The organism is Streptomyces sp. NPDC057854 (assembly GCF_042797055.1).
GTDB lineage: Bacteria > Actinomycetota > Actinomycetes > Streptomycetales > Streptomycetaceae > Streptomyces.
This window is the reverse complement of sequence record NZ_JBHVMF010000006.1, coordinates 85,986-110,103: the sequence shown is the minus strand read 5'-3', so window position 1 is coordinate 110,103 and position 24,118 is coordinate 85,986. Positions and strand designations below refer to the sequence as shown.

18 protein-coding genes are annotated in these 24,118 nt (G+C 71.5%); 11 read left to right on the top strand and 7 right to left on the bottom strand.

What is annotated here, in order from left to right; genetic code table 11:
* Positions 1-20: 20 nt before the first annotated feature.
* Positions 21-938, bottom strand: a complete 918-nt coding sequence (locus tag ACFVQZ_RS11280) for an FG-GAP repeat domain-containing protein (protein WP_383621192.1) — start codon at positions 936-938, stop codon at positions 21-23.
* Positions 939-1,450: 512 nt separating this feature from the next.
* Here ACFVQZ_RS11280 and ngcE point away from each other — a divergent pair.
* From ngcE to ACFVQZ_RS11230, 10 genes are all read left to right on the top strand, one after another.
* Positions 1,451-2,902 carry an N-acetylglucosamine/diacetylchitobiose ABC transporter substrate-binding protein gene (gene ngcE / locus ACFVQZ_RS11275; RefSeq protein WP_383621190.1) on the top strand — a complete coding sequence of 484 codons (1,452 nt, stop codon included), beginning with the start codon at positions 1,451-1,453 and terminating at the stop codon, positions 2,900-2,902.
* Between the two features lie 102 nt (positions 2,903-3,004).
* Positions 3,005-3,934 (top strand): carbohydrate ABC transporter permease, encoded by a 930-nt coding sequence (locus tag ACFVQZ_RS11270; RefSeq protein WP_383621188.1) that lies wholly within the window; start codon positions 3,005-3,007, stop codon positions 3,932-3,934.
* A complete protein-coding gene (locus ACFVQZ_RS11265; protein ID WP_383621186.1) occupies positions 3,934-4,866 on the top strand; it encodes a carbohydrate ABC transporter permease in 933 nt (310 codons plus the stop codon). The genes ACFVQZ_RS11270 and ACFVQZ_RS11265 overlap by 1 nt, the downstream gene beginning before the upstream one ends.
* A 158-nt stretch (positions 4,867-5,024) precedes the next feature.
* The gene (locus ACFVQZ_RS11260) at positions 5,025-6,236 is read left to right on the top strand and encodes an ROK family transcriptional regulator (RefSeq protein ID WP_030494628.1); all 1,212 of its coding nucleotides are present in this window, start codon (positions 5,025-5,027) and stop codon (positions 6,234-6,236) included.
* A gap of 122 nt (positions 6,237-6,358) precedes the next feature.
* Positions 6,359-7,423 (top strand): sugar ABC transporter substrate-binding protein, encoded by a 1,065-nt coding sequence (locus ACFVQZ_RS11255; protein ID WP_030494627.1) that lies wholly within the window; start codon positions 6,359-6,361, stop codon positions 7,421-7,423.
* 236 nt (positions 7,424-7,659) lie between these two features.
* Positions 7,660-8,448, top strand: a complete 789-nt coding sequence (locus ACFVQZ_RS11250; RefSeq protein ID WP_383621185.1) for an ATP-binding cassette domain-containing protein — start codon at positions 7,660-7,662, stop codon at positions 8,446-8,448.
* Entirely contained in the window at positions 8,445-9,761 is a 1,317-nt protein-coding gene (locus tag ACFVQZ_RS11245; RefSeq protein ID WP_383621183.1) for a sugar ABC transporter permease, read from the top strand. Before ACFVQZ_RS11250 ends, ACFVQZ_RS11245 begins: the two co-directional genes overlap by 4 nt.
* A gap of 216 nt (positions 9,762-9,977) precedes the next feature.
* Positions 9,978-11,897 (top strand): 1-deoxy-D-xylulose-5-phosphate synthase, encoded by a 1,920-nt coding sequence (gene dxs, locus ACFVQZ_RS11240; RefSeq protein ID WP_030494624.1) that lies wholly within the window; start codon positions 9,978-9,980, stop codon positions 11,895-11,897.
* A gap of 214 nt (positions 11,898-12,111) precedes the next feature.
* Positions 12,112-13,590 (top strand): amino acid permease, encoded by a 1,479-nt coding sequence (locus ACFVQZ_RS11235; RefSeq protein ID WP_036414662.1) that lies wholly within the window; start codon positions 12,112-12,114, stop codon positions 13,588-13,590.
* A gap of 117 nt (positions 13,591-13,707) precedes the next feature.
* The gene (locus ACFVQZ_RS11230) at positions 13,708-14,793 is read left to right on the top strand and encodes a hypothetical protein (RefSeq protein ID WP_051787778.1); all 1,086 of its coding nucleotides are present in this window, start codon (positions 13,708-13,710) and stop codon (positions 14,791-14,793) included.
* A gap of 66 nt (positions 14,794-14,859) precedes the next feature.
* Here the strand turns inward: ACFVQZ_RS11230 and ACFVQZ_RS11225 are convergent, their stop codons facing one another.
* The 5 genes from ACFVQZ_RS11225 to ACFVQZ_RS11205 form a co-directional block, all read right to left on the bottom strand.
* Positions 14,860-16,998 carry a 3-hydroxyacyl-CoA dehydrogenase NAD-binding domain-containing protein gene (locus ACFVQZ_RS11225; protein ID WP_030494621.1) on the bottom strand — a complete coding sequence of 713 codons (2,139 nt, stop codon included), beginning with the start codon at positions 16,996-16,998 and terminating at the stop codon, positions 14,860-14,862.
* Entirely contained in the window at positions 16,995-18,209 is a 1,215-nt protein-coding gene (locus tag ACFVQZ_RS11220; RefSeq protein ID WP_030494620.1) for an acetyl-CoA C-acyltransferase, read from the bottom strand. Before ACFVQZ_RS11220 ends, ACFVQZ_RS11225 begins: the two co-directional genes overlap by 4 nt.
* A 196-nt stretch (positions 18,210-18,405) precedes the next feature.
* Entirely contained in the window at positions 18,406-19,689 is a 1,284-nt protein-coding gene (locus tag ACFVQZ_RS11215) for a ribonuclease D (protein ID WP_030494619.1), read from the bottom strand.
* 81 nt (positions 19,690-19,770) lie between these two features.
* Positions 19,771-20,436: a response regulator transcription factor gene (locus ACFVQZ_RS11210; protein ID WP_015037008.1), complete on the bottom strand. Its 666-nt coding sequence runs from the start codon at positions 20,434-20,436 to the stop codon at positions 19,771-19,773.
* A 272-nt stretch (positions 20,437-20,708) separates the two neighbouring features.
* Positions 20,709-21,425: a DUF3000 domain-containing protein gene (locus tag ACFVQZ_RS11205; RefSeq protein WP_383621180.1), complete on the bottom strand. Its 717-nt coding sequence runs from the start codon at positions 21,423-21,425 to the stop codon at positions 20,709-20,711.
* Between the two features lie 90 nt (positions 21,426-21,515).
* Here ACFVQZ_RS11205 and hemE point away from each other — a divergent pair, with 90 nt between their 5' ends.
* The gene (hemE, locus tag ACFVQZ_RS11200; protein ID WP_383621178.1) at positions 21,516-22,592 is read left to right on the top strand and encodes a uroporphyrinogen decarboxylase; all 1,077 of its coding nucleotides are present in this window, start codon (positions 21,516-21,518) and stop codon (positions 22,590-22,592) included.
* A gap of 144 nt (positions 22,593-22,736) precedes the next feature.
* Here hemE and ACFVQZ_RS11195 read toward each other — a convergent pair whose 3' ends face one another.
* Complete coding sequence (locus ACFVQZ_RS11195; protein WP_030494616.1) at positions 22,737-24,110, bottom strand: FAD-dependent oxidoreductase; 1,374 nt, start codon at positions 24,108-24,110, stop codon at positions 22,737-22,739.
* Between the last annotated feature and the right edge of the window lie 8 nt (positions 24,111-24,118).

Below are 24,118 nucleotides of genomic sequence, written 5' to 3'. Positions count from 1 at the left end.
CCGTGTGCGCCCGGGGGCGATCAGAACATCTCGCGGAAGCCGTTCCAGCCGGAGGTGCCGATCTTCACGCGGCCGGAGTACGGGGTCGCGGAGCTGCCGCGGCCCTTGTACAGCCACAGGGCGCCGCTGCCGTCGCGGGCGACCAGGTCGGCCTTGCCGTCGAAGGTCAGGTCACCCGAGGAGACGAGGGCGTTGTACGTGTTCCAGCCGCTGCCGATGCGGGTGCGGGTGGAGAACGGGGTCCGGTAGTTGCCGGTGCCCTTGTAGAGCCACAGGACGCCGCCGCGGTCGCGGGCGACGATGTCCGGGCGGCCGTCACCCGAGACGTCGCCCTTGCCGGCGATCTGGGTGTACTGGTTCCAGCCGGAGCCGATGCGGTAGCGCTGGGTCAGCGAGCCGTTGCCGTGGCCCAGGTAGTGCCACAGGACGCCGGAGCCGTCGCGGGCGAGGACGTCGTCGGCCGCCCCGCCGCCGGTGTTGGCCGCGGAGAAGACCTCGTTGTAGATGCCCCAGCCGCCGCCGATGAAGCGCGGCGAGCCGCCGAACGGGGTGTAGGTCAGGTCGCCGCTGTTGACGGTGTACATACCGTTCGCGGAGCCGTTGCCGTCCATGTCGGCCTGCGAGAAGTGCTTGTCGTAGTTCCAGCCGGAGCCGGACTGCGTGTTGAGGCGCTGGATGGCCCCGCCGCCGACCGGCTCGTAGCGCCAGATGATGCCCGCGCTGTTGACGCCGTGCAGGAAGTTCACCGGAGCGGCGGCGGCGGCCGAAGCCGCCGAGAAGGCGCCCGCGCCGGAGTTCTGCTCGACGCCGGCGACGGTGCGCTGCGGGGCGTCCGCCGCCACCGCCGCCGTCGTCGTACCGACCAGCGCCGCCGTCACCGCCGCGACCGTGACACGGGCGAGCGCGCCCGTGCGGTTCAGGCCAGAAGTCTTGGCCACGTAAATCTCCAGATCCAGATGAGAACAGGACAGTACGGACGGTCGCCGAACTCGGCCCGGTTCGGCGGGTTTTCCCCCGTTTCCCCCCACCTGGCGGCGAGTCCGTACATGACAGGAAGACGGTGCCCGTGCCCGCGCGGTTCCGGCCATGGGCGCCTTCTTGCGGACCCCGTCCCCTTCGCCGGATTTCGCATGGACCATTCAACTGGTGAAGGCGCACCGGAGGGATGTGTTCCGGCTTCGCGGGGCAGGCTCGTCCGGGAGGGCTCCCGGAAAAGCCCGAGGTCTCAACTCGGGAAAGATGCCTGACGAATGCTGCTTTCGATCTTGCTCCCGCTGCGGAAAGTGGACTATACCTGTCGGCGTCCAGCCCGCCGGAATCCTCCGGCGACGGCCCGACGCCTGCACGACCCAGCAACTGACCGCGGTGGCGGGGCCCTTCGCCGGTGGCGAGACGAAGTACGGGCGACCGGTTCACCGCCTGAGTCCTGAATGAAGGCGAGGACTTGCGCATGGGATCCACCTCCGCCCAGTCGAACGAGGGCGGCCTCGGCCGTCGTGATCTGATCAAGCGTTCCGCCGCTCTCGGTCTGGTCTCCGTCCCGGCCATGGGCTTCCTTTCCGCCTGCGCCAGCGGCGGCGGCGGAAAGAACGACGGCAAGGTCGAGAAGGGCGTCAAGTCCGACAAGAACCCGCTCGGGGTCAATGAGTCGGCCGAGCTCGATTTCTTCCTCTTCGACGGCGGTTTCGGCCAGCAGTACGCCAAGGACGCGATCAAGCTCTACGAGCAGGCGTACCCCAAGGCGAAGGTCAAGTTCACCCCCACCCAGAAGATCACCACCGAGCTCCAGCCCCGCTTCAACGGCGGCAACCCGCCGGACCTGATCGACAACTCCGGCGCCGAGCAGATGGACATGGGCGTCCTCGTCGGCCAGAAGCAGCTCACCGACCTCACCCCCCTGCTGGACGCGCCCTCGATCGACGACCCGTCGAAGAAGGTCCGCGACACCCTGCGCCCCGGCATCATCGAGATGGGCCAGTTCGACGGCGAGCCCTGCTGGATGCTCAACTACGCCTACACCGTCTACGGCGTGTGGTACTCGCAGAAGGCGCTCGACTCGCTGGAGGCCAAGTACCCCGAGACCTGGGACGAGATGCTGGCCCTCTGCGCGAAGGCCAAGAAGAAGGGCATCGCGCCCTGGACGTACGCGGGCAAGCACCCGTACTACATCCCCTTCTCGCTCTACCCGATGATCGGCAAGGTCGGCGGGCGCGAGGTCCTCGACGCCATCGACAACCTGGAGCCGAAGGCGTGGGAGCACCCCGCCGTCAAGGCGTGCTTCGAGGCGTACTACGAGCTCTACAAGAAGGGGTACATCCTCCAGGGCACCCCCGGCCTCGACCACATCCAGTCGCAGACCGCCTGGACCGAGGGCAAGGCGCTCTTCATCCCCAACGGCTCCTGGGTGGAGAACGAGGCCGCCAAGACCATGCCGGCCGACTTCGGCCTCGCGGTCTCCGCCCCGACCGGCCTGGACTCCTCCGACAAGCTGCCGTTCGGCACCATTTGGGCGGCCGGCGGCGAGCCCTTCATCGTCCCGGCGAAGGCGAAGAACCCCGAGGGCGCCATGGAGCAGCTGCGCATCATGCTCAGCGAGGCGTCCTCCAAGAACTTCACGCAGTCCGTGAAGTCGCTCAGCGCGCTCAACGGCGGCACCGACGGCATCGAGCTCTCCCCGGGCCTCAAGTCCGGCGTCGCGGCCCTGGAGAAGGCGGGCACCAACGTCGTCAACCCGCGCCTCCAGGACTGGTACGTGGCCCTCCAGAAGGAGAAGATCGGCGTCGCCTGCATCGGCGAGATGATGGCCGGCCGCGCCACCCCGGCCGAGACCATCAAGAAGATCCAGAAGTTCGCCGACGAGGCGGCCAAGGATCCGAACATCAAGCACTACAAGCACCAGTGACAGCCGTGCCGGGGCCCCTTCCCGCCGACCGGGAGCGGGCCCCGGCCCCTCGGCGCGCGGCGCCGCGGCGCGCCCTTCGCCGGAGATCGGGGTCGGTTAGGAATGCAGCACGGCAAGTACCGTTTCATCGTGGGGTTCCTGGCGGCACCCCTGGCGCTGTACGCGCTCTTCGTCATCTGGCCGTTCGTCCAGTCCATCTACTACTCGCTCACGGACTGGTCGGGACTCAGTCCCGAATTCGGATTCGTCGGATTCGCCAACTACACGCGGCTGTTCGAGGACGAGATCTTCTGGAAGTCGCTCCAGCACAGTCTGACCTTCGCCGTCGTCCTTCCGCTGGTGACGGTCGGATTCGCGCTGTTCCTGGCGTTCATGCTGAACGTCGGCGGCAGGCGGCGCAAGGGAGCGGCGGTCGCGGGTGTGCGCGGCTCCTCGTTCTACAAGATCGTCTATTTCTTCCCGCAGGTGCTGTCGATCGTCATCGTGGCGCTGCTCTTCCAGTTCGCGTACAACCCGAACAGCGGGGCGATCAATTCGGTGCTGAAGGCGGTCGGGCTCGGCAGCGTCCAGCCGGACTGGCTCGGTGACCCGGACCTCGCCCTGATCTGCGTGATGGTGGTCCTCGTCTGGTCCACCGTCGGGTTCTTCGTGGTGCTGTTCTCGGCGGGCATGGCGTCCATTCCGCGCGATTTCTACGAGGCCGCGCTGCTGGACGGGGCGAACCGCTTCACCACGTTCTTCAGGATCACGCTGCCGCTGCTCTGGGACACCGTGCAGTCGGGGTGGATCTACATGGGCATCCTCGCGCTCGGCGCGGAGTCCTTCGCGGTCGTGCAGATCATGACCGTCGGCCCCAACGGCGGCGGGCCCGACTACTCGACCATCGTCATGCCGCTGTACGTGTACCAGAAGGCGTTCCGGGACGGTCAGGCCGCCTACGCCACGACCATCGGCGTCGCGCTCCTCCTCGTCACGCTCGCCTTCGCCGCGGTCGTGATGAAGCTGGGCCGGCGCGAGCGGCTGGAGTTCTGATGAAGACCACCGACACCCCGCCCACCGACGACGCGCGGATCCCGCTGCCCCGAGCCGGCGAGGGCCCCGCGGTCCGGAAGGTCAAGGCCCCCGGGAAGCAGAAGAGCGAGGGCGCCGTCCTCAACGTCTTCTCGCACGGCGTCCTGATCATCTGGGCGATCATGGTGGTGATGCCGCTGCTGTGGGCGGTCATGACCTCCTTCAAGACCGACCGGGCGATCTTCACCTCGCCGTGGTCGCTGCCGGACGCGCTGCACTTCGAGAACTGGGGCAGGGCCTGGACCCAGGCCCACATGAGCGACTACTTCCTGAACACGATCCTGGTGGTCGGCGGCTCGCTCGCCGGCACCCTGCTGTTCGGCTCGATGGCGGCGTACGTGCTGGCCCGCTTCGAGTTCCCGGGGAACCGGTTCCTCTACTTCCTCTTCATCGGGGGGATGAGCTTCCCGATCATCCTGGCGCTGGTGCCGCTCTTCTACGTGATGCAGAACATGGCCCTGCTGAACACCCTGCACGGCCTGATCCTGGTCTACATCGCGTACTCGCTGCCCTTCACCGTCTTCTTCCTGACGGCGTTCTTCCGGACGCTGCCGACCTCGGTGGCGGAGGCGGCCTTCATCGACGGCGCCTCGCACACCCGCACCTTCTTCCAGGTGATGCTGCCGATGGCCCGGCCGGGGCTGATCAGCGTCGGCATCTTCAACTTCCTGGGGCAGTGGAACCAGTACCTGCTGCCGACGGTGCTCAACACGAACCCCGACAACAAGGTGCTCTCGCAGGGACTGGTGCAGCTCGCCGTCAGCCAGGGCTACAAGGGCGACTGGTCCGGGCTCTTCGCCGGCCTGGTGATGGCGATGCTGCCGGTGCTCGCCGCGTACATCGTCTTCCAGCGGCAGGTGGTGGCCGGTCTCACGGCCGGCGCCGTCAAGTAGCCGCAGAGCGCTCTCAGGCCCCCGCGCGTTCGCGTGCGGGGGCTTTCGCGTGCGTCCGCGCGCCCCCGCGGGGGTGTTCCGGGTCTTGACGGAAGCGAAGGCGAAAGCGTCCCCTTAGAGTTCACATGTTGGAGAAAACGGTGGGAGTGAGAGAGTCGATGGAGACTCCGGGGTCGCAGACGTCGCTGCACAGGGCCAATCTGGAGCGGGTCGTGCGGGCCGTACGGATGGCGGGTTCGCTGACCCAGGCGGAGATCGCCCGGGCGACGGGACTGTCGGCGGCGACCGTCTCCAACATCGTCCGCGAGCTCAAGGACGGCGGCACGGTCGAGGTCACGCCGACCTCGGCGGGCGGCCGGCGGGCCCGCAGCGTCTCGCTCTCCGGCGACGCCGGCATCGTCATCGGCGTCGACTTCGGCCACACCCACCTCCGGGTCGCGGTCGGCAACCTCGCCCACCAGGTGCTCGCCGAGGAGGCCGAGCCGCTGGACGTGGACGCCTCCGCCGCGGAGGGCTTCGACCGGGCGGAGCAGCTGGTCAACCGGCTGATCGAGGCCACCGGCATCGGCCGCGGCAAGGTGATCGGCGTCGGCCTCGGCGTCCCCGGCCCCATCGACGTCTCCTCGGGCACGCTCGGCTCGACGTCGATCCTGCCGGGCTGGAGCGGCATCAACCCGGCCGAGGAGCTGTCCGCCCGTCTGGGCGTCCCCGTGCACGTCGACAACGACGCCAACCTCGGCGCGCTCGGCGAGCTGGTGTGGGGGAGCGGCCGGGGCGTCAAGGACCTGGCGTACATCAAGGTGGCGAGCGGCGTCGGCGCGGGCCTGGTGATCGACGGGCGGGTCTACCGGGGCCCGGGCGGCACGGCCGGCGAGATCGGCCACATCACCCTCGACGAGTCGGGCCCGGTCTGCCGCTGCGGCAACCGCGGCTGCCTGGAGACCTTCACCGCCGCGCGGTACGTGCTGCCGCTGCTCCAGCCGAGCCACGGGCCGGACCTCACCATGGAGCGGGTGGTGCAGCTGGCCCGCGAGGGCGACCCCGGGTGCCGGCGGGTCGTCGCCGACGTGGGGCGCCACATCGGCAGCGGCGTCGCCAACCTCTGCAACCTCCTGAACCCGAGCCGGGTCGTGCTCGGCGGCGACCTCGCCGAGGCCGGTGAGCTGGTGCTCGCCCCGATCCGGGACTCGGTGGGGCGGTACGCGATCCCCAGCGCGGCCCGCCAGCTGTCGCTGGCCCAGGGGGCGCTGGGCGGCCGGGCGGAGGTGCTGGGCGCGCTCGCCCTCGTCCTCAGCGAAATGGGCGATTCGACCCTGTTGGGGAGTGCGCTTCCGGCGAGCGTGCCGGTCTCCGCGCCTGCCTTCACTTAGAAAACGATAACCACCGTTGTCATCTCGTTAAGTTTTCACTTCTTGACGACGGTGTTGCGGCCGAGTTGACTTCGTGACACCTCGGCCGCACCGTCGCGGCCTCGTCAGGGAGGCAACCCCACATGAACGCAATGACTCGTCGTGTCGTCATAGGCTCGGCCGCGGTCTCGATGGCCCTCGCGCTCTCCGCCTGTGGCCAGGCCGGCGGCGGTGACGGGGAGGACAAGGGCAGCTCGACCAAGATCGGTCTGCTCCTCCCGGAGAACAAGACCGCGCGGTACGAGTCCCTCGACAAGCCGCAGTTCGAGAAGGCCGTCAAGGCCGCCTGCGGCGACTGCGAGGTCGTCTACAACAACGCCGTCTCCGACGTGGTGAAGCAGAAGCAGCAGTTCGACCAGCTCATCGCCGACGGCGTGAAGGTCATCGCGCTCGACCCGGTCGACTCCGCCAAGGCCGCCGCCTGGGTCAAGGAGGCGCAGGGCAAGGGCGTCAAGGTCGTCGCGTACGACCGCGCGATCGAGGGCGCGGACGCGTACGTCAGCCACGACAACAACAAGGTCGGCGAGCTCCAGGGCCAGGCCCTGCTCTCCGCCCTCGGCGCCAAGGCCGCCACCGCCCAGATCGTCATGATCAACGGCGACGAGAAGGACCCGAACGCCGCGCTGTTCAAGAAGGGCGCCCACACCGCCCTCGACGGCAAGGTCGGCAAGATCGCCTACGAGGCGTCCGGCGAGTGGGACCCGAAGGTCGCGGGCGAGAAGATGGCCGCCGCGATCTCCTCCGTCGGCAAGGACAAGATCGGCGCGGTCTACTCCGCCAACGACGGCATGGCGGGCGGCATCGTCACCTCCCTGGAGAACGCCGGCATCAAGGGCATCCCGGTCGGCGGCCAGGACGCCGAGGTCGCGGGCATCCAGCGGATCGTCGCCGGCACCCAGACCTTCACCATCTACAAGTCGCCGCTCCAGCTGGCGCCCGAGGCCGCCAAGTTCGCGGTCAACCTGCTCCAGGGCAAGGACCTCGGCGCCCAGGGCGAGACGGACGGCGTGAAGTCCACGCTCTTCGCCCCGGTGGTCGTCGACAAGACCAACATCCAGTCCACGGTGATCAAGGACGGCATCTACGCGGCGGCCGACATCTGCTCCGCGGACCTCGCCGCGAAGTGCGCCGAGCTGGGCATCAAGTAAGCCCCTCGGGCCCGCGCTCCGGCTTCCGTCCGCGCGCCGCCCGCCCCCGCCCGCCGGCGCGTCAGACCCGGCGGGACGCGGAACCCGCCCGCCCCGAGCCGCGGTTCCGCCCCGACCCGTCCGGCCCCGGCCGACCCAGACCCCGCTGTCGCCGGGGCCGGACGAGCACAGCCCCCCTCGAACTCGGCGCCGCACGGCGCGACATGCCGCCGCCCTCCGCACGGGCGGCGAAGGAGATGGTTCACGTGTCCCAGACGCCTGTCCTGGCGTTGCGCGGGATCTTCAAGCGATTCGGAGCGGTCCAGGTCCTCTCCGGTGTCGACCTCGAAGTCCACGCCGGCGAAGTCGTCGCCCTGGTCGGCGACAACGGCGCCGGAAAGTCCACCCTGGTCAAGACGATCGCCGGCGTCCACCCCATCGACGAGGGCACCATCGAGTGGGAGGGCCGCCCGGTCCAGATCTCCCGCCCGCAGGACTCGCAGGCCCTCGGCGTGGCCACCGTCTACCAGGACCTCGCCCTCTGCGACAACCTCGACGTCGTCGCCAACCTCTTCCTCGGCCGCGAGCTGAAGAAGGGCGGCGTTCTCGACGAGGTCGCCATGGAGAAGCGCGCCAAGGACCTCCTGTCCACCCTCTCCATCCGCATCCCCAGCGTCCGCATCCCCGTCGCCGCCCTCTCCGGCGGCCAGCGGCAGGTCGTCGCCATCGCCCGCGCCCTGGTCGGCGACCCCAAGATCGTGATCCTGGACGAGCCCACCGCCGCCCTCGGCGTCGAGCAGACCGCCCAGGTCCTCGACCTGGTCGAGCGGCTGCGCGAGCAGGGCCTCGGCGTCATCCTCATCAGCCACAACATGGCCGACGTGAAGGCGGTCGCCGACACCGTCGCCGTCCTGCGCCTCGGCCGCAACAACGGCACCTTCCCGGTCGCCACCACCACCCACGAAGAGATCATCGCCGCGATCACCGGCGCCACCGACAACGCCGTCACCCGCCGGCAGGCCCGTACCGCGGAGGTAGCCCAGTGAGCACGACCCCCGAGGCGACCGACCAGGCGCCCGTCCCCGAGCCGCGCACCGGCTCCGGCGACGGCGCCGCCACCGAGGCCCCGGCCGCCGCCGCGATCCCCGCCGTCGACCCCCGCCTCCTCGTCCGCGAGCAGGGCTTCAAGGGCTACGTCGAGGAGTTCAAGCGCAAGATCCGCTCCGGCGAGATCGGCTCCCTCCCGGTCGTCATCGGCCTCCTCGTCATCGGCATCGTCTTCCAGGCGCTGACCGGCAACTTCATCACCTCGTACAACCTCGACCAGATCACGCTGTACGCGGCCGGCCCCGGCATCATGGCCGTCGGCATCGTCTTCGTGCTGCTGCTCGGCGAGATCGACCTCGCCGTCGGCTCCGTCGCCGGTCTCGCGGGCGCCGTCTGGGGCGTCCTTGCCACCGACATGCCGGACTCCCTCGCGATCCTCCTCGGCATCCTCTCCGGCACCCTCCTCGGCGCCTTCCACGGCCTGGTCTTCGCCAAGATCGGCGTCCCCGCCTTCGTCGTCACCCTGGCCGGGTTCCTCGGCTGGGCCGGCCTCCAGACCTGGGTCATGGGCGAGCGGTCCACCATCCCCACCCCCATCGGCAGCTTCGTCGGCGACCTCACCAAGTACTACTTCTCCGACATCGCCGCCGCCTACGGCCTCGCCGCCGTCGTGGTCGCCGCCTTCTACCTCGCCCAGCTGCGCGACTCCCGCCGCCGCAGGGCCGCCGAGCTGCCGCACCGCCCGCACAGCGAGATCCTGCTGCGCACCGGCGTCCTCGCGGCCCTCGTGCTGGTCGCCGCGTACGGCTTCAACCAGGAGAAGGGCCTGCCGCTCTCCCTGGTGATCTTCCTGGTGATCCTGATCGTCACCGACTTCGTGCTCCGCCGCACCACCTACGGCCGGCAGGTCTTCGCGGTCGGCGGCGGCATCGAGGCGGCCCGCCGGGCCGGCATCAACGTCGCCTGGATCCGCATCTCGGTCTTCATGATCTCCGGCACCCTGGGCGCCATCGGCGGCCTCTTCCTCGCCTCCGCCACCGGCGGCGCCGACCGCTCCCTCGGCGGCGGCAACCAGCTCATGATGTGCATCGCCGCGGCCGTCATCGGCGGCACGTCGCTCTTCGGCGGCCGGGGCAAGGTCTGGTCGGCGCTCCTGGGCATCCTGGTGCTCCAGTCGATCGTCCAGGGCCTCAACCAGCTCAACCTGGAGTCCAACGCCATCCAGTACATGATCACCGGCGCGGTGCTGCTCATCGCCGTGATCATCGACTCGGTCTCCCGCAAGACCCAGAAGTCCGCGGGACGGGCCTGACCCCCGGCCCCGACGGGGGCGTGAGGCACGCGCCACATTCGCCCGGCACCGGAGAACCGGTGCCGGGCACCGCCGCGTCCGGAGCAGTGACGGGGGCCGTACATCCCCCGTCCGGGTGACGCCGCTGCGCCCGGCCCGATGCCCACGATCCAAGACGGAACATTAGACTCGGCAAAATCGGCAAGCTCGACCAGCTCAGAACGCAAGGAGGCACGGGTGGCCCTGCTGACCCGTATCAGGACACCGCGCGACCTGGACCGGCTCTCCCCGGAACAGCTGGACCAGCTGGCCGCGGAGGTCCGGACCTTCCTCGTCGACGCCGTCTCCAAGACCGGTGGACACCTCGGCCCCAACCTCGGCGTGGTCGAACTGACCATCGCCCTGCACCGCGTCTTCGACTCCCCGAAGGACAAGGTCCTCTGGGACACCGGCCACCAGAGCTACGTGCACAAGCTGCTCACCGGCCGCCAGGACTTCTCGAAGCTCAAGATGAAGGGCGGCCTCTCCGGCTACCCCTCGCAGGCCGAGTCCGAGCACGACGTGATCGAGAACTCGCACGCCTCGACCGTCCTCGGCTGGGCCGACGGCCTCGCCAAGGCGAACCAGCTGCTGAAGAAGGACGACCACGTGGTCGCCGTCATCGGCGACGGCGCCCTCACCGGCGGCATGGCCTGGGAGGCGCTGAACAACATCGCCGCCGCCAAGGACCGCCCGCTCGTCATCGTCGTCAACGACAACGAGCGCTCCTACGCGCCCACCATCGGCGGCCTCGCCAACCACCTGGCCACCCTGCGCACCACCGACGGCTACGAGCGCTTCCTCGCCCGCGGCAAGGACATCCTGGAGCGCACCCCGGTCGTCGGGAAGCCGCTGTACGAGACCCTGCACGGCGCCAAGAAGGGCCTCAAGGACTTCATCGCCCCCCAGGGCATGTTCGAGGACCTGGGCCTGAAGTACGTCGGCCCCATCGACGGCCACGACATCGAGGCCCTGGAGTCCGCGCTCACCCGCGCCAAGCGGTTCGGCGGCCCGGTCATCGTCCACTGCCTCACCGAGAAGGGCCGCGGCTACCAGCCCGCCCTCCAGGACGAGGCCGACCGCTTCCACGCCGTCGGCAAGATCCACCCCGACACCGGCCTCCCCATCTCCACCTCGGGCGCCGACTGGACGAGCGTCTTCGGCGAGGAGATGGTCGCGCTCGGCAAGGAGCGCGAGGACATCGTGGCGATCACCGCCGCCATGCTCCAGCCGGTCGGCCTGGACCGCTTCGCCAAGGAGTTCCCGGAGCGCGTCTTCGACGTCGGCATCGCCGAGCAGCACGGCGCGGTCTCCGCCGCCGGCCTCGCCACCGGCGGCCTCCACCCGGTCTTCGCGGTCTACGCGACCTTCCTCAACCGCGCCTTCGACCAGGTCCTCATGGACGTGGCCCTGCACAAGTGCGGCGTCACCTTCGTCCTCGACCGGGCCGGCGTCACCGGCACCGACGGCGCCTCCCACAACGGCATGTGGGACATGTCGATCCTCCAGGTCGTGCCCGGCCTGCGGCTCGCCGCCCCGCGCGACGCCGACCAGGTCCGCGCCCAGCTCCGCGAGGCCGTCGAGGTCACCGACGCGCCCACCGTGGTCCGCTTCTCCAAGGGCGCCGTCGGCCCCGCCGTCCCCGCCCTGCGCCGGGTCGGCGGCATGGACGTGCTCCGCGAGGCCGGCACCGACCGGCCCGACGTCCTGCTCGTCTCGGTCGGCGCGCTCGCCCCGATGTGCCTGGAGATCGCCGGTCTCCTCGACCGGCAGGGCATCTCCACCACCGTGGTCGACCCCCGCTGGGTCAAGCCGGTCGACGAGGCCCTGGCCCCGCTCGCCGCCGACCACCGTGTCGTCGTCACCGTCGAGGACAACAGCCGCGTCGGCGGCGTCGGCTCGGCCGTCGCCCAGGCGCTCCGCGACGCGGGCGTCGACGTGCCGCTGCGTGACTTCGGCATCCCGCCGGTCTTCCTCGACCACGCCTCCCGCGGCGAGGTCATGGCCGAGATCGGACTGACCGCCCCCGACATCGCGCGCCAGGTCACCGGACTGGTCTCGCGTCTCGACGGACGGTACGAGGCCCGCGAGCAGGCCGTGGAGCCCGCCCGCGACTGACCCCCGCCCCGGCGGACCCGTCACTCCACGTGACGATTGGGCCGGTCGGCTCACCCTCCCGGGTGCCGACCGGCCCTTTCGCGTGCATCCTGGCTTCACCGCGGGCAGCGTCCCCCCGACCCCGGCCGCGGGGCCACGAGAGACCCGACGTCAGCGACGACGCGGAGGTACGACGGTGAGCACGGACCAGCGCCCCCCACGGGCCGACTCCGGAATGTTCCGGACCAAGACGGTCGAGCAGTCCATCCGGGACACCGAGGAACCGGAGCACGCGCTCCGCAAGTCCCTGTCCGCCTGGGACCTCACAGTCTTCGGCGTCGGTGTGATCATCGGCACCGGCATCTTCGTCCTCACCGGCAAGGTCGCCAAGGAGAACGCCGGACCCGCCACCGCGCTCGCCTTCGTCGCGGCCGGCATCGTCTGCGCCCTGGCCGCCCTCTGCTACGCCGAGTTCGCCTCGACGGTGCCGGTCGCCGGATCGGCGTACACCTTCGCGTACGCCTCCATCGGCGAGCTGCCGGCCTGGATCATCGGCTGGGACCTGGTCCTGGAGTTCGCGCTCGGCACGGCGGTGGTGGCGGTCGGCTGGTCCGGCTACGTGCGCTCGCTGATGGACAACATCGGCTGGCACCTACCGGCCGCGCTGGAGGGCCCGGACGCGCCCGGGGGCACCTTCGACATCCTGGCCTTCCTGCTGGTCCTGGTGCTCACCGTGATCCTCGTGCTGGGCATGAAGCTGTCCGCCCGGATCACCGCCGTCGTCGTGGCGATCAAGGTCACCGTCGTCATGATCGTGATCGTCGCGGGCCTGTTCTTCATCGTCGGCGACAACTACAAGCCGTTCATCCCGCCGGCCGTGACCCCGGAGGGCGGCGGCTCCAACTGGGACTCCCCGCTGGTCCAGCTGCTGTTCGGGTACGAGCCCACCAACTTCGGCGTCATGGGCATCTTCACGGCCGCCTCCATCGTCTTCTTCGCCTTCATCGGCTTCGACGTGGTCGCCACCGCCGCCGAGGAGACCAAGCTGCCGCAGCGCGACATGCCCCGCGGCATCCTCGGCTCGCTCCTCATCTGCACGGTGCTGTACGTGGCCGTCGCCCTGGTCGTCACCGGCATGCAGCACTACACCGAACTGTCCGTCAGCGCCCCGCTCGCCGACGCCTTCAAAGCCGCCGGCCATCCCTTCTACGCGGGCGTGATCAGCTTCGGCGCCGCCGTCGGCCTCACCACGGTCTGTCTGATTCTGCTGCTCGGCCAGACCCGCGTCTTCTTCGCGATGAGCCGCGACGGGCTGCTGCCCCGCTTCTTCTCCAAGACGCACCCGCGCTTCAAGACCCCGTACCGCCCGACCATCCTGCTCGGCGTGGTCATCGCCGTCGTGGCCGGCTTCACCAGCATCAACGAACTCGCCACCCTGGTGAACATCGGCACCCTCTTCGCCTTCGTGATCGTCGCCGTCGGCGTCATGGTGCTCCGCCGCACCCGCCCCGACCTGCCCCGCGCCTTCCGCACCCCGTGGGTGCCGGTGCTGCCGATCGTGTCCATCGCCGCCTCGCTCTGGCTGATGCTCAACCTGCCGGGCGAGACCTGGTTCCGCTTCGCGGTCTGGATGGCGATCGGCGTCGTCGTGTACTTCCTGTACGGGCGCGGACACAGCCGGTTGGGCCGGCAGGGCAAGGACGCCCTGTACTAGCCCCGTACGCGCCGCAGCACCGGCCGACTACCAGCGGGCGCGCGGTGGGCGGCCGGGCCGGGCCGATACAGTCGGTGGGAACCCGACCCCACTCGACCCGGAGCGCTGGATCCCCCCATGGTGAACCGACCCCAGGCCCCCGCAGACCCCTCCCACGGCTCCCCGCGCGCGCCCAGAATGCACGGCGGCTGGCTGGCCCGGGGCGCCGAAGGACGCTTCAGCGTGTACGTCCCCCGGGACGGCGAGGTGGTCCGCTGGACCGAGGGCGCCGACGGCCGGTTCACCGGCCCCGAGAACCTCGGCGGCGGCGGTCTGCTGCCCTTCCTGGCCGCCGCGCAGGGCCCCGACCGCTATGTGCACCTGATCGGCCTGCGGCCCACCGACACCGGCGCGGAGGCCGGCGAGGACCACGTCGAGCTGGTGCACAGCGTCCAGTTCCAGACCGGCCGCCCCAACGTCGAGTGGAAGTCCGTCGGCAACGCCAACGGCAAGGCCGAGTGGTACGGCAACCCGGCCGTCGCGGTGGACGCCAAGGGCCGCCTCCACGTCTTCGTCCGCAACCGCGGCGGCGGCGTCAGCGCCCGGGTCCAGAAGGACGCCGGCGGCTGGCACCCCTGGTGGGACCTGAAGGGCGGCCGTACCGACCGGAATCCGGTGGCCGCGGTGAACGGCGACGGCCTCGTCGAGCTGTACACGGCCACCGACCGCGGGCTGCTGCGGTACGTGCAGAAGGAGCAGGGCGCCAAGCCCGTCCTGGAGCCGCTGCTCGCCACCCCGGTCGTCCAGGGCACCCTCGCCGCGGTCACCGGCGCCTCCGGGCACGTGACGCTCTTCTACGCCGACGGCGAGGGGAAGATCCGGGCCTGGTCCCCGGGCCGCGGCCTGGAGCCGACCCCGTTCGCCGACGCGATCGGCGACGGCCCGCTGAACGCCGGGCGCTGCGTGATCGACGGCTACGACTGCACCCTGCTCTCCCAGTGCGACGAGAAGGGCGGCGCGGCGCTGGCGGCGTACCTCACGGAGCAGGAGGACACCGGCCTGCACTGGACCCCGTCCGGCCCGCCCGTGCTCGGCCCGCCGACCCTGACGGCCGACGCCGGCGGCGCGGCGGCGGTGGCGGCGCTGGCCGCCGACGGCGGGGTGGTCGTCACCCGGCAGAAGGCGGAGCCGGGCCTGGCGCTGGCGCCCTGGACGCGGCTGTAGAGCTTCGGTACGGAAGAAGGGGCCGGTGGCGACTGCCACCGGCCCCTTCTCACGGGCTCACACGGGTCACGCGGGGACGCTCGCCACGCCCTGCGGGAGGAACCGCTTGCCGTTGACGCGTTCGGAGACGCCCTCGCGGTCCAGGTACGGCGTGATGCCGCCCAGGTGGAAGGGCCAGCCGGCACCGGTGATCAGGCAGAGGTCGATGTCCTGCGCCTCGGCGACGACACCCTCCTCCAGCATGATGCCGATCTCCTGCGCCACCGCGTCGAGGACGCGGTCGCGGACCTGCTGCTCGGTGAGGACGGTGTCGCCCTGCTTCAGCAGCGCGGCGACCTCGGGGTCGAGCTCCGGCTTGAAGCCGTTCTCCGGCTTGTAGACGTAGAAGCCGCGCTTGCCGGCCTCGACGACCGCCTTCAGGTTGGGGGAGACCGTGAAGCGGTCCGGGAAGGCGCGGTTCAGGGTCTCGGAGACGTGCAGGCCGATGGCCGGGCCCACGAGCTCCAGGAGGACCAGCGGGGACATCGGCAGGCCGAGCGGCTCGACCGCCTTCTCCGCCGTCTCGACGGGGGTGCCCTCGTCGATGACGTTCTGGATCTCGCCCATGAAGCGGGTGAGGATGCGGTTCACGACGAACGCCGGGGCGTCCTTGGTGAGGACCGCGGTCTTCTTCAGCTTCTTCGCCACGCCGAAGGCGGTGGCGAGGGAGGCGTCGTCGGTCCGCTCGCCCTTGACGATCTCCAGCAGCGGCAGGACGGCGACCGGGTTGAAGAAGTGGAAGCCGACCACGCGCTCCGGGTGCTGGAGCTTCGAGGCCATCTCGGAGACCGACAGCGAGGAGGTGTTGGTGGCGAGGATCGCGTGCGCCGGGGCGACCGCCTCGACCTCCGCGAACACCTTCTGCTTGACGGACATCTCCTCGAACACGGCCTCGATGATGAAGTCCGCGTCCGCGAAGCCCTCGGCCTTGTCGAGGACGCCGGAGACCAGGCCCTTGAGGCGGTTGGCCTTGTCCTGGTTGATCCGGCCCTTGCCGAGCAGCTTCTCGATCTCGCCGTGGACGTAGCCCACGCCCTTGTCGACGCGCTCCTGGTCGATGTCGGTCAGGACGACCGGCACCTCCAGGCGGCGCAGGAAGAGCAGGGCCAGCTGGGAGGCCATCAGACCGGCGCCGACGACGCCGACCTTGGTGACCGGGCGGGCCAGGTTCTTGTCCGGGGCGCCGGCGGGGCGCTTGCCGCGCTTCTGCACCAGGTTGAAGGCGTAGATGCCGGAGCGGAGCTCGCCGCCCATGATCAGGTCAGCGAGGGCCTGGTCCTCGGCGTCGAAGCCCTTCTGCAGGTCGCCGTCCTTGGCGGCCTCGATGATGTCGAGGGCGCGGTAGGCGGCCGGGGCGGCGCCGTGCACCTTGGAGTCGGCGATCGCGCGGCCCTTGGCGACCGCGGCGTCCCAGCCCTCGCCCCGGTCGATCTCCGGGCGCTCGACGGTGACGGTGCCGTTGAGGACGTCGGCGGTCCAGACGAGCGACCGCTCCAGGAAGTCGGCGCCCTCGAAGATCGCGTCGGCGATGCCGAGCTCGAAGACCTGCTTGCCCTTGAGCTGGCGGTTCTGGTTCAGCGAGTTCTCGATGATGACCTGGACGGCCTTCTCGGCGCCGATCAGGTTCGGGAGGATCGCGCAGCCGCCCCAGCCGGGCACCAGGCCGAGGAAGACCTCGGGGAGCGAGAAGGCCGGGAGGGCCTTCGACACGGTGCGGTAGGTGCAGTGCAGGCCGACCTCGACGCCGCCGCCCATGGCCGCGCCGTTGTAGTACGCGAAGGTCGGCACGGCGAGCGCGGAGAGGCGCTTGAAGACGTCGTGGCCGCCCTTGCCGATGGCGAGCGCCTCGTCGTGCTGCTTCAGCAGCTCGACGCCCTTGAGGTCGGCGCCGACGGCGAAGATGAACGGCTTGCCGGTGATGCCGACGCCGGCGATCTCACCGTTCGCGGCCTCGGCCTCGACCTGGTCGATCGCCGCGTTCAGGTTGGCCAGCGACTGCGGGCCGAAGGTGGTCGGCTTGGTGTGGTCGAAGCCGTTGTCCAGCGTGATCAGCGCGAACCGGCCGGCGTTCGCCGGGAGTTCGAAGTGCCGTACGTGGGCCTGGGTGACGACCTCGTCCGGGAAGAGCGCGGCGGCGCCCTTCAGAAGCTCGGCGGTGGTGCTCACTTGCCCTCCCAGTGGGGGTTCTCCCAGATGACCGTCGCGCCCATGCCGAAGCCGACGCACATGGTGGTGAGGCCGTAGCGGACCTCGGGCTGCTCCTCGAACTGGCGGGCCAGCTGCGTCATCAGGCGGACGCCGGAGGAGGCCAGCGGGTGGCCGAACGCGATGGCGCCGCCGTACTGGTTGACGCGGGCGTCGTCGTCGGCGATGCCGTAGTGGTCGAGGAAGGCGAGGACCTGGACGGCGAACGCCTCGTTGATCTCGAAGAGGTCGATGTCGCCGATCGTCAGACCGGCCTTGGCCAGGGCCTTCTCGGTGGCCGGGATCGGGCCGTAGCCCATGACCTCCGGCTCGACGCCGGCGAAGGCGTACGAGACGAGGCGCATCTTGACCGGGAGGCCGTTCTCGCGGGCGAACTCCTCGGAGGCGATGATCGAGGCGGTGGCGCCGTCGTTCAGGCCGGCCGCGTTGCCCGCGGTGACGTTGCCGTGGACGCGGAACGGCGTCTTCAGGCCCTCCAGCGACTCCAGGGTGGTGCCCGGGCGCATCGGCTCGTCGGCGGTGACCAGGCCCCAGCCGGTCTCGCCGGTGGAGGCGTCGGTGCGGCGCACCGAGATCGGCACCAGGTCCTGCTGGATCTTGCCGTCGGCGTACGCCTTGGCGGCCTTCTCCTGCGAGCGCACCGCGTACTCGTCGGCGCGGCGCTTGGTGATGTGCGGGTAGCGGTCGTGCAGGTTCTCGGCGGTCATGCCCATGAAGAGGGCGGACTCGTCGACCAGCTTCTCGCTGACGAACCGCGGGTTCGGGTCGACGCCCTCGCCCATGGGGTGGCGGCCCATGTGCTCGACACCGCCGGCGATGACGGCGTCGTACGCGCCGAAGGCGATGGAGCCGGCGACGGAGGTGACGGCGGTCAGCGCACCGGCGCACATGCGGTCGATGGAGTAGCCGGGCACCGACTGCGGCAGCCCGGCCAGGATGCCGGCGGTCCGGCCGAGGGTGAGGCCCTGGTCGCCGATCTGGGTCGTCGCGGCGATCGCGACCTCGTCGATCTTCGCCGGGTCGAGGGCCGGGTTGCGGCGCAGCAGCTCCCGGATGGCCTTCACGACGAGGTCGTCGGCGCGGGTCTCGTGGTAGATGCCCTTCGGGCCCGCCTTGCCGAACGGGGTGCGGACGCCGTCGACGAAGACGACGTCCCTGACGGTACGAGGCACGATGGCTCTCCTCCAGGTGCGGGACGGCACTGCTGCGGCGCACCACTAAGCGTGCGCTTGCTTCCCCCATGCTACTTGTGGGTAACCAAGCTGCCCACCCCCTGAGGCCCAAGCGGCGAAGGTCACACCGCGGACACGCCGAAGCCCCCGGCGCCGCCAAGGCGCCGAGGGCTTCGGTACGGGTCGGGTCACCGGTTCAGGCCCGGGCCGTCAGGGCTTCGGTCAGGAGGGGGGTGACCAGGCCCACCTGCCAGGCGCGGGCGCCGTACGCGGTGAGGGCGGCGGCGACCGTGTCCGGGGTGACCGGGGCCGGGGGCTCCCAGCAGATGCGGCGGACGGTATCCGGGGTGATCAGGTTCTCCTGCGGGAGGTGCAGCTCCTCGGCGAGGGCCGTGACACCGGCCCGGGCGGCGGCGAGGCGGGCGGCGGCGGCCGGGTCCTTGTCGGCCCAGGCGCGCGGCGGGGGCGGGCCGGCGATCTGGGCGCCCGGCTGCGGGAGCTCGTTCTCCGGGAGGGCGCGGGCCCGGTCCACGGCCGCCTGCCACTGCTCCAGCTGGCGCCGGCCCATCCGGTGGCCGAAGCCGGGCAGCGCGGTGAGCGCGGCGACGTTCACCGGGACGGCCAGCGCCGCCTCGACGATCGCCGCGTCGCTCAGCACCTTGCCGGGGGAGACGTCGCGGCGCTGGGCGACCCGGTCGCGGGCCGTCCACAGCTCGCGGACGACCGCCATCTGACGGCGGCGGCGCACCTTGTGCATACCGGAGGTGCGGCGCCAGGGGTCCTTGCGCGGCGGGGCGGGCGGGGCGGCGGCGATGGCCTCGAACTCCTCGCGGGCCCAGTCGAGCTTCCCCTGCCGGTCCAGCTCCTTCTCCAGCGCGTCGCGCAGGTCGATCAGCAGCTCGACGTCGAGGGCCGCGTAGCGCAGCCAGGGCTCGGGGAGCGGGCGGGTGGACCAGTCGACCGCCGAGTGTCCCTTCTCCAGGGCGTAGCCGAGGACGGACTCGACCATCGCGCCGAGGCCGACGCGCGGGAAGCCGGCGAGCCGGCCGGCCAGCTCGGTGTCGAAGAGGGAGGAGGGGCGCATGCCTATGTCGCGGAGGCAGGGGAGGTCCTGGGTGGCCGCGTGCAGGATCCACTCGGCGCCGTCGAGGGCGGTGCCGAGGGCGGAGAGGTCGGGGCAGCCGACCGGGTCGATGAGCGCGGTCCCGGCGCCCTCGCGGCGGAGCTGGACGAGGTAGGCGCGCTGGCCGTAGCGGTAGCCGGAGGCGCGCTCGGCGTCGACGGCGACCGGCCCGCGGCCGGCGGCGAAGGCGGCGATCACGTCGGCGAGGGCGTCCTCGCTCGCGACGACCGGCGGGATGCCCTCCCGGGGCTCCAGCAACGGGATCGGAAGCCCATTCGCAGGGACGTCGTCGTCCGGGGGGCCGCCCCCGGTGGTGCGCAGTGCGGTGTCTGCTGCGGTCTCTTGGGCGTCGGTCACCTGTCAAGGGTATCCGCCGACGGCAAGCGCCTGCCGACGGAACGTTCCGTCGGCAGGCGCCGGGTCTCCGTCATGCCCGGGTCAGTGGATGATCCCGGTCCGCAGGGCCACGGCGACCATGCCGGCCCGGTCGCCGGTGCCCAGCTTGCGGGCGATCCGGGCGAGGTGGCTCTTCACGGTGAGGGCGGAGAGGCCCATGGAGACGCCGATGGCCTTGTTGGACTGGCCCTCGGCGACCAGGCGGAGCACCTCGACCTCGCGGCCGGAGAGCTCGCGGTAGCCGCCCGGGTGGCTCGGGGCACCCGGGGGGCGGCGGTGGCCGAGCCGGGCCGCCGCGGCGCCGATGGGCGCGGCGCCGGGGCGGGTCGGGTGGCCGATGTTGGTGCGCGTGCCGGTGACGACGTAACCCTTCACGCCGCCGGCGAGCGCGTTGCGGACCGCGCCGATGTCGTCGGCGGCCGAGAGGGCGAGGCCGTTGGGCCAGCCGGCGGCGCGGGTCTCGGACAGCAGGGTGAGGCCGCTGCCGTCGGGAAGGTGGACGTCGGCCACGCAGATGTCGCGCGGGTTGCCGACACGGGGACGGGCCTCCGCGATGGACGACGCCTCGATCACGTCGCGTACGCCGAGCGCCCACAGGTGGCGGGTGACGGTGGAGCGGACGCGCGGGTCGGCCACGACGACCATGGCGGTCGGCTTGTTCGGGCGGTAGGCGACCAGGCTAGCGGGCTGCTCGAGCAGAACGGACACTCGGCCTCCTGGGGGGAAGGGGCGGGACGGAGCCGGCTCGGGGAAGAAGCCGGGGGCGAACCCGTGCTCTGAAGGGGTCAAGGAATCCTTCGGCAGCAGGGCCGCCCGCCTTTAGGGAAAGATCACGATTTAGTGAGTAACAATTGGGGCAATTCGGACGCGCGATCGATCATCCTACGAGCGGCGCCCGTTCTCTCACCCCCACGGGGGACCCTTGTACGAACGCGAGAAGGGGCCCCGAAGGGCCCCCGGCGCACCCCCGCCCGGACCGCTCAGGCCCCCTGCGGACCCCGGCGCTGCGGCAGCGAGACGACCCCCGCCCCCGACACCGTCCCCGCCGGACCCGTCGCCCCGGTCGGCCCCGGCGGGTCGGCCGGGGCGGGCGGCAGGCCGGCGATCTGGCACAGCAGGTCCGACCAGGCCGCCAGGTGCGCCGCCGTGTCCGGCACCCCGCCCAGGCCCTCCCGCGGCGTCCACGACGCCCGGATCTCGATCTGGGTGGCCGGCCGGCGCTCCGCGAGCCCCCCGAAGTAGTGCGAGCCGGCCATGGTCACCGTCCCGCCCGCCTCCCCGTACGCCAGACCGCGCGCGTCCAGCGCCCCGGTCAGCCACGACCAGCACACCTCGGGCAGCAGCGGGTCCGCCGCCATCTCCGGCTCCAGCTCCGCCCGCACCAGCGTCACCAGCCGGAAGGTGCCCTTCCACGCCTCGTGGCCCGCCGGGTCGTGCAGCAGCACCAGCCGCCCGTCCGCGAGGTCCTCCTCGCCGTCGACGACCGCCGCCTCCACCGCGTACGCGTACGGCGCGAGCCGCTGCGGCGGGCGGGTCGGCTCGACCTCCATCTCGGACCGCAGCCGGGCCGTCCGCAGGGCGTCCACCGCCCTCCGGAACGCCGCCGGCACCGGGGTCCCCGCCGTACTGTCCGCCTTGTCGCCCGTCCCTCGAATGCCGTCGGAATGATCGGAAAAATGTCCCTGAGCCGCAGCCATGCGGGGAAGAGTAGGCGGAACGGGGCCGCCATGCGGGGAGGGACACCCGCCCGGCACGAGCGGCTTCCGGCCACATGCGAAGATTTGGGCGTGAGTGCCATGGACAGCCCGACGGGCCAGCAGACGAAGCAGCAGTCGCGGACGTACGACTCCGCGTTCCTCAAGGCGTGCCGGCGCGAGCCCGTGCCGCACACCCCGGTCTGGTTCATGCGTCAGGCGGGCCGCTCGCTCCCCGAGTACCTGAAGGTCCGCGAGGGCATCCCCATGCTGGAGTCCTGCATGCGGCCCGAGCTGGTCAAGGAGATCACGCTCCAGCCCGTCCGCCGGCACCAGGTCGACGCCGCCATCTTCTTCAGCGACATCGTCGTCCCGCTCAAGGCCATCGGCGTCGACCTCGACATCAAGCCCGGCGTGGGCCCCGTCGTCGCCGAGCCGATCCGCACCCGCGCCGACCTCGACCGGCTGCGCGACCTCACCCCCGACGACGTCCGGTACGTCACCGAGGCCATCGGCATGCTCACCGAGGAGCTGGGCGACACCCCGCTGATCGGCTTCGCCGGCGCGCCCTTCACCCTCGCGAGCTACCTCGTCGAGGGCGGCCCCTCCCGCAGCCACGAGCACACCAAGGCGCTCATGTACGGCGACCCGCAGCTCTGGGCCGACCTGCTCGACCGCCTCGCCGGGATCACCTCCGCCTTCCTGAAGGTGCAGATCGAGGCCGGCGCCTCCGCGATCCAGCTCTTCGACTCCTGGGTCGGCGCGCTCGCCCCCGCCGACTACCGCCGCTCGGTCATGCCCGCCTCCGCGAAGGTCTTCGACGCGGTCGCCGGGTACGGCGTCCCCCGCATCCACTTCGGCGTCGGCACCGGCGAGCTGCTGGGCCTCATGGGCGAGGCCGGCGCGGACGTCGTCGGCGTCGACTGGCGCGTCCCGCTCGACGAGGCCGCCCGCCGCGTCGGCCCCGGCAAGGCGCTCCAGGGCAACCTCGACCCGGCCGTCCTCTTCGCGTCCACCGACGTCGTCGAGGCCAAGACCGACGAGGTGCTGGCCGCCGCGAAGGACCTGGAGGGCCACGTCTTCAACCTGGGCCACGGCGTCATGCCGGCCATGGACCCGGACGCCCTGACGCGCCTGGTCGAGTACGTGCACACGCGGACGGCCCGCTGAGGCGGACCGCCCGCGCGGCGGGCGGCGACGGCCGGCCGGCCCGCGCGGCCGACCGGCGGGCCGCCCGTGCCCGCCGGTGACGGACGCCGGCTCCGGGGCCCGGGCCGCGACCGCGTCACCCGTGCGTGACGCCGCGCGCCCGGGTCATCCGGCCGCCCGCACCGCCGCCACCGCCTTCCGCGCCGCGACCAGCACCGGATCCCACACCGGCGAGAACGGCGGCGCGTACCCCAGGTCGAGCGCCGTCATCTCCTCCACCGTCATCCGGGCCGTCAGCGCCACCGCCGCCACGTCCACCCGCTTCGCCGCGCCCTCCCGGCCCACGATCTGCACCCCGAGCAGCCGCCCGGTGCGCCGCTCGGCCAGCATCTTCACCGTCATCGGCGCCGCCCCCGGGTAGTAGCCGGCCCGGCTCGTCGACTCCACCGTCGCCGTCACGTACCGCAGCCCCACCGCCCGCGCGTCCTTCTCCCGCAGCCCGGTGCGCGCGATCTCCAGGTCGCAGACCTTCGACACCGCCGTCCCCACCACCCCCGGGAAGGTCGCGTAGCCGCCGCCGACGTTCGAGCCGATCACCTGGCCCTGCTTGTTCGCGTGGGTGCCCAGCGGCACGTGCCGCTCCCGGCCCGACACCAGGTCGAGGACCTCCACGCAGTCCCCGCCCGCCCACACGTTCTCCTGCCCCCGCACCCGCATCGCCAGGTCGGTCAGCAGCCCGCCGTGCGCCCCGAGCGGCAGCCCCGCCGCCTCCGCCAGCGACGTCTCCGGCACCACGCCCGTTCCGAGCACCACCACGTCCGCCGGATACTCGTCCGACTCCGTCGCCACCGCCCGGACCCGGCCGTCGTCACCGGTGAGGATCTTCGTCACCGCCGCCGAACCGACCGTCCGGATCCCCAGGCCGTCCATCGCCGTGTGCACCAGCCGCCCCATGTCCGGGTCGAGCGTCGCCATCGGCTGCTCGCCCCGGTTCAGGACCGTCACCTCGTAGCCCCGGTTCAGCAGCGCCTCGGCCATCTCCACACCGATGTACCCGGCGCCGACGACGACCGCCCGCCGCCCCTCCGCAGCCGCGAGCGCGTCCAGCAGCGCCTGCCCGTCCTCCAGGGTCTGCACCCCGTGCACGCCCGGCGCGTCGATCCCCGGCAGCGGCGGGCGGGCCGGGCGCGCGCCGGTCGCGATCACCAGCTTGTCGAAGCCCGTCCACGCCTCCGTACCCGACTCCAGGTCCCTGGCCAGAACCCGCTGTCCGGCGAGGTCGATCTCCGTCACCTCGGTCCGGGTCCGCAGGTCGATCCCGCGCTCCCGGTGCTCCTCGGGGGAGCGGGCGATCAGCTCCCCGCGCCCCGAGACGTCCCCGCCGACCCAGTACGGGATCCCGCAGGCCGAGTACGACGAGAACCGGCCCCGTTCGAAGGCCGTGATCTCCAGTTCCTCCGGCCCCTTGAGCCTGCGCGCCTGCGACGCGGCGGACATGCCCGCCGCGTCGCCCCCGATGACCACCAGTCGTTCGCTCATGCGCCCAC

What these genes read in the sequence shown, in the direction of transcription:
- ngcE (WP_383621190.1), top strand. Translation starts at nt 1,451, where the DNA reads ATGGGATCCACCTCCGCCCAGTCGAACGAGGGCGGCCTCGGCCGTCGT.
- ACFVQZ_RS11270 (WP_383621188.1), top strand. Translation starts at nt 3,005, where the DNA reads ATGCAGCACGGCAAGTACCGTTTCATCGTGGGGTTCCTGGCGGCACCC.
- ACFVQZ_RS11265 (WP_383621186.1), top strand. Translation starts at nt 3,934, where the DNA reads ATGAAGACCACCGACACCCCGCCCACCGACGACGCGCGGATCCCGCTG.
- ACFVQZ_RS11260 (WP_030494628.1), top strand. Translation starts at nt 5,025, where the DNA reads ATGGAGACTCCGGGGTCGCAGACGTCGCTGCACAGGGCCAATCTGGAG.
- ACFVQZ_RS11255 (WP_030494627.1), top strand. Translation starts at nt 6,359, where the DNA reads ATGAACGCAATGACTCGTCGTGTCGTCATAGGCTCGGCCGCGGTCTCG.
- ACFVQZ_RS11250 (WP_383621185.1), top strand. Translation starts at nt 7,660, where the DNA reads ATGGTTCACGTGTCCCAGACGCCTGTCCTGGCGTTGCGCGGGATCTTC.
- ACFVQZ_RS11235 (WP_036414662.1), top strand. Translation starts at nt 12,112, where the DNA reads ATGTTCCGGACCAAGACGGTCGAGCAGTCCATCCGGGACACCGAGGAA.
- ACFVQZ_RS11230 (WP_051787778.1), top strand. Translation starts at nt 13,708, where the DNA reads ATGGTGAACCGACCCCAGGCCCCCGCAGACCCCTCCCACGGCTCCCCG.
- ACFVQZ_RS11205 (WP_383621180.1), bottom strand. Translation starts at nt 21,425, where the DNA reads ATGGCTGCGGCTCAGGGACATTTTTCCGATCATTCCGACGGCATTCGA.
- ACFVQZ_RS11195 (WP_030494616.1), bottom strand. Translation starts at nt 24,110, where the DNA reads ATGAGCGAACGACTGGTGGTCATCGGGGGCGACGCGGCGGGCATGTCC.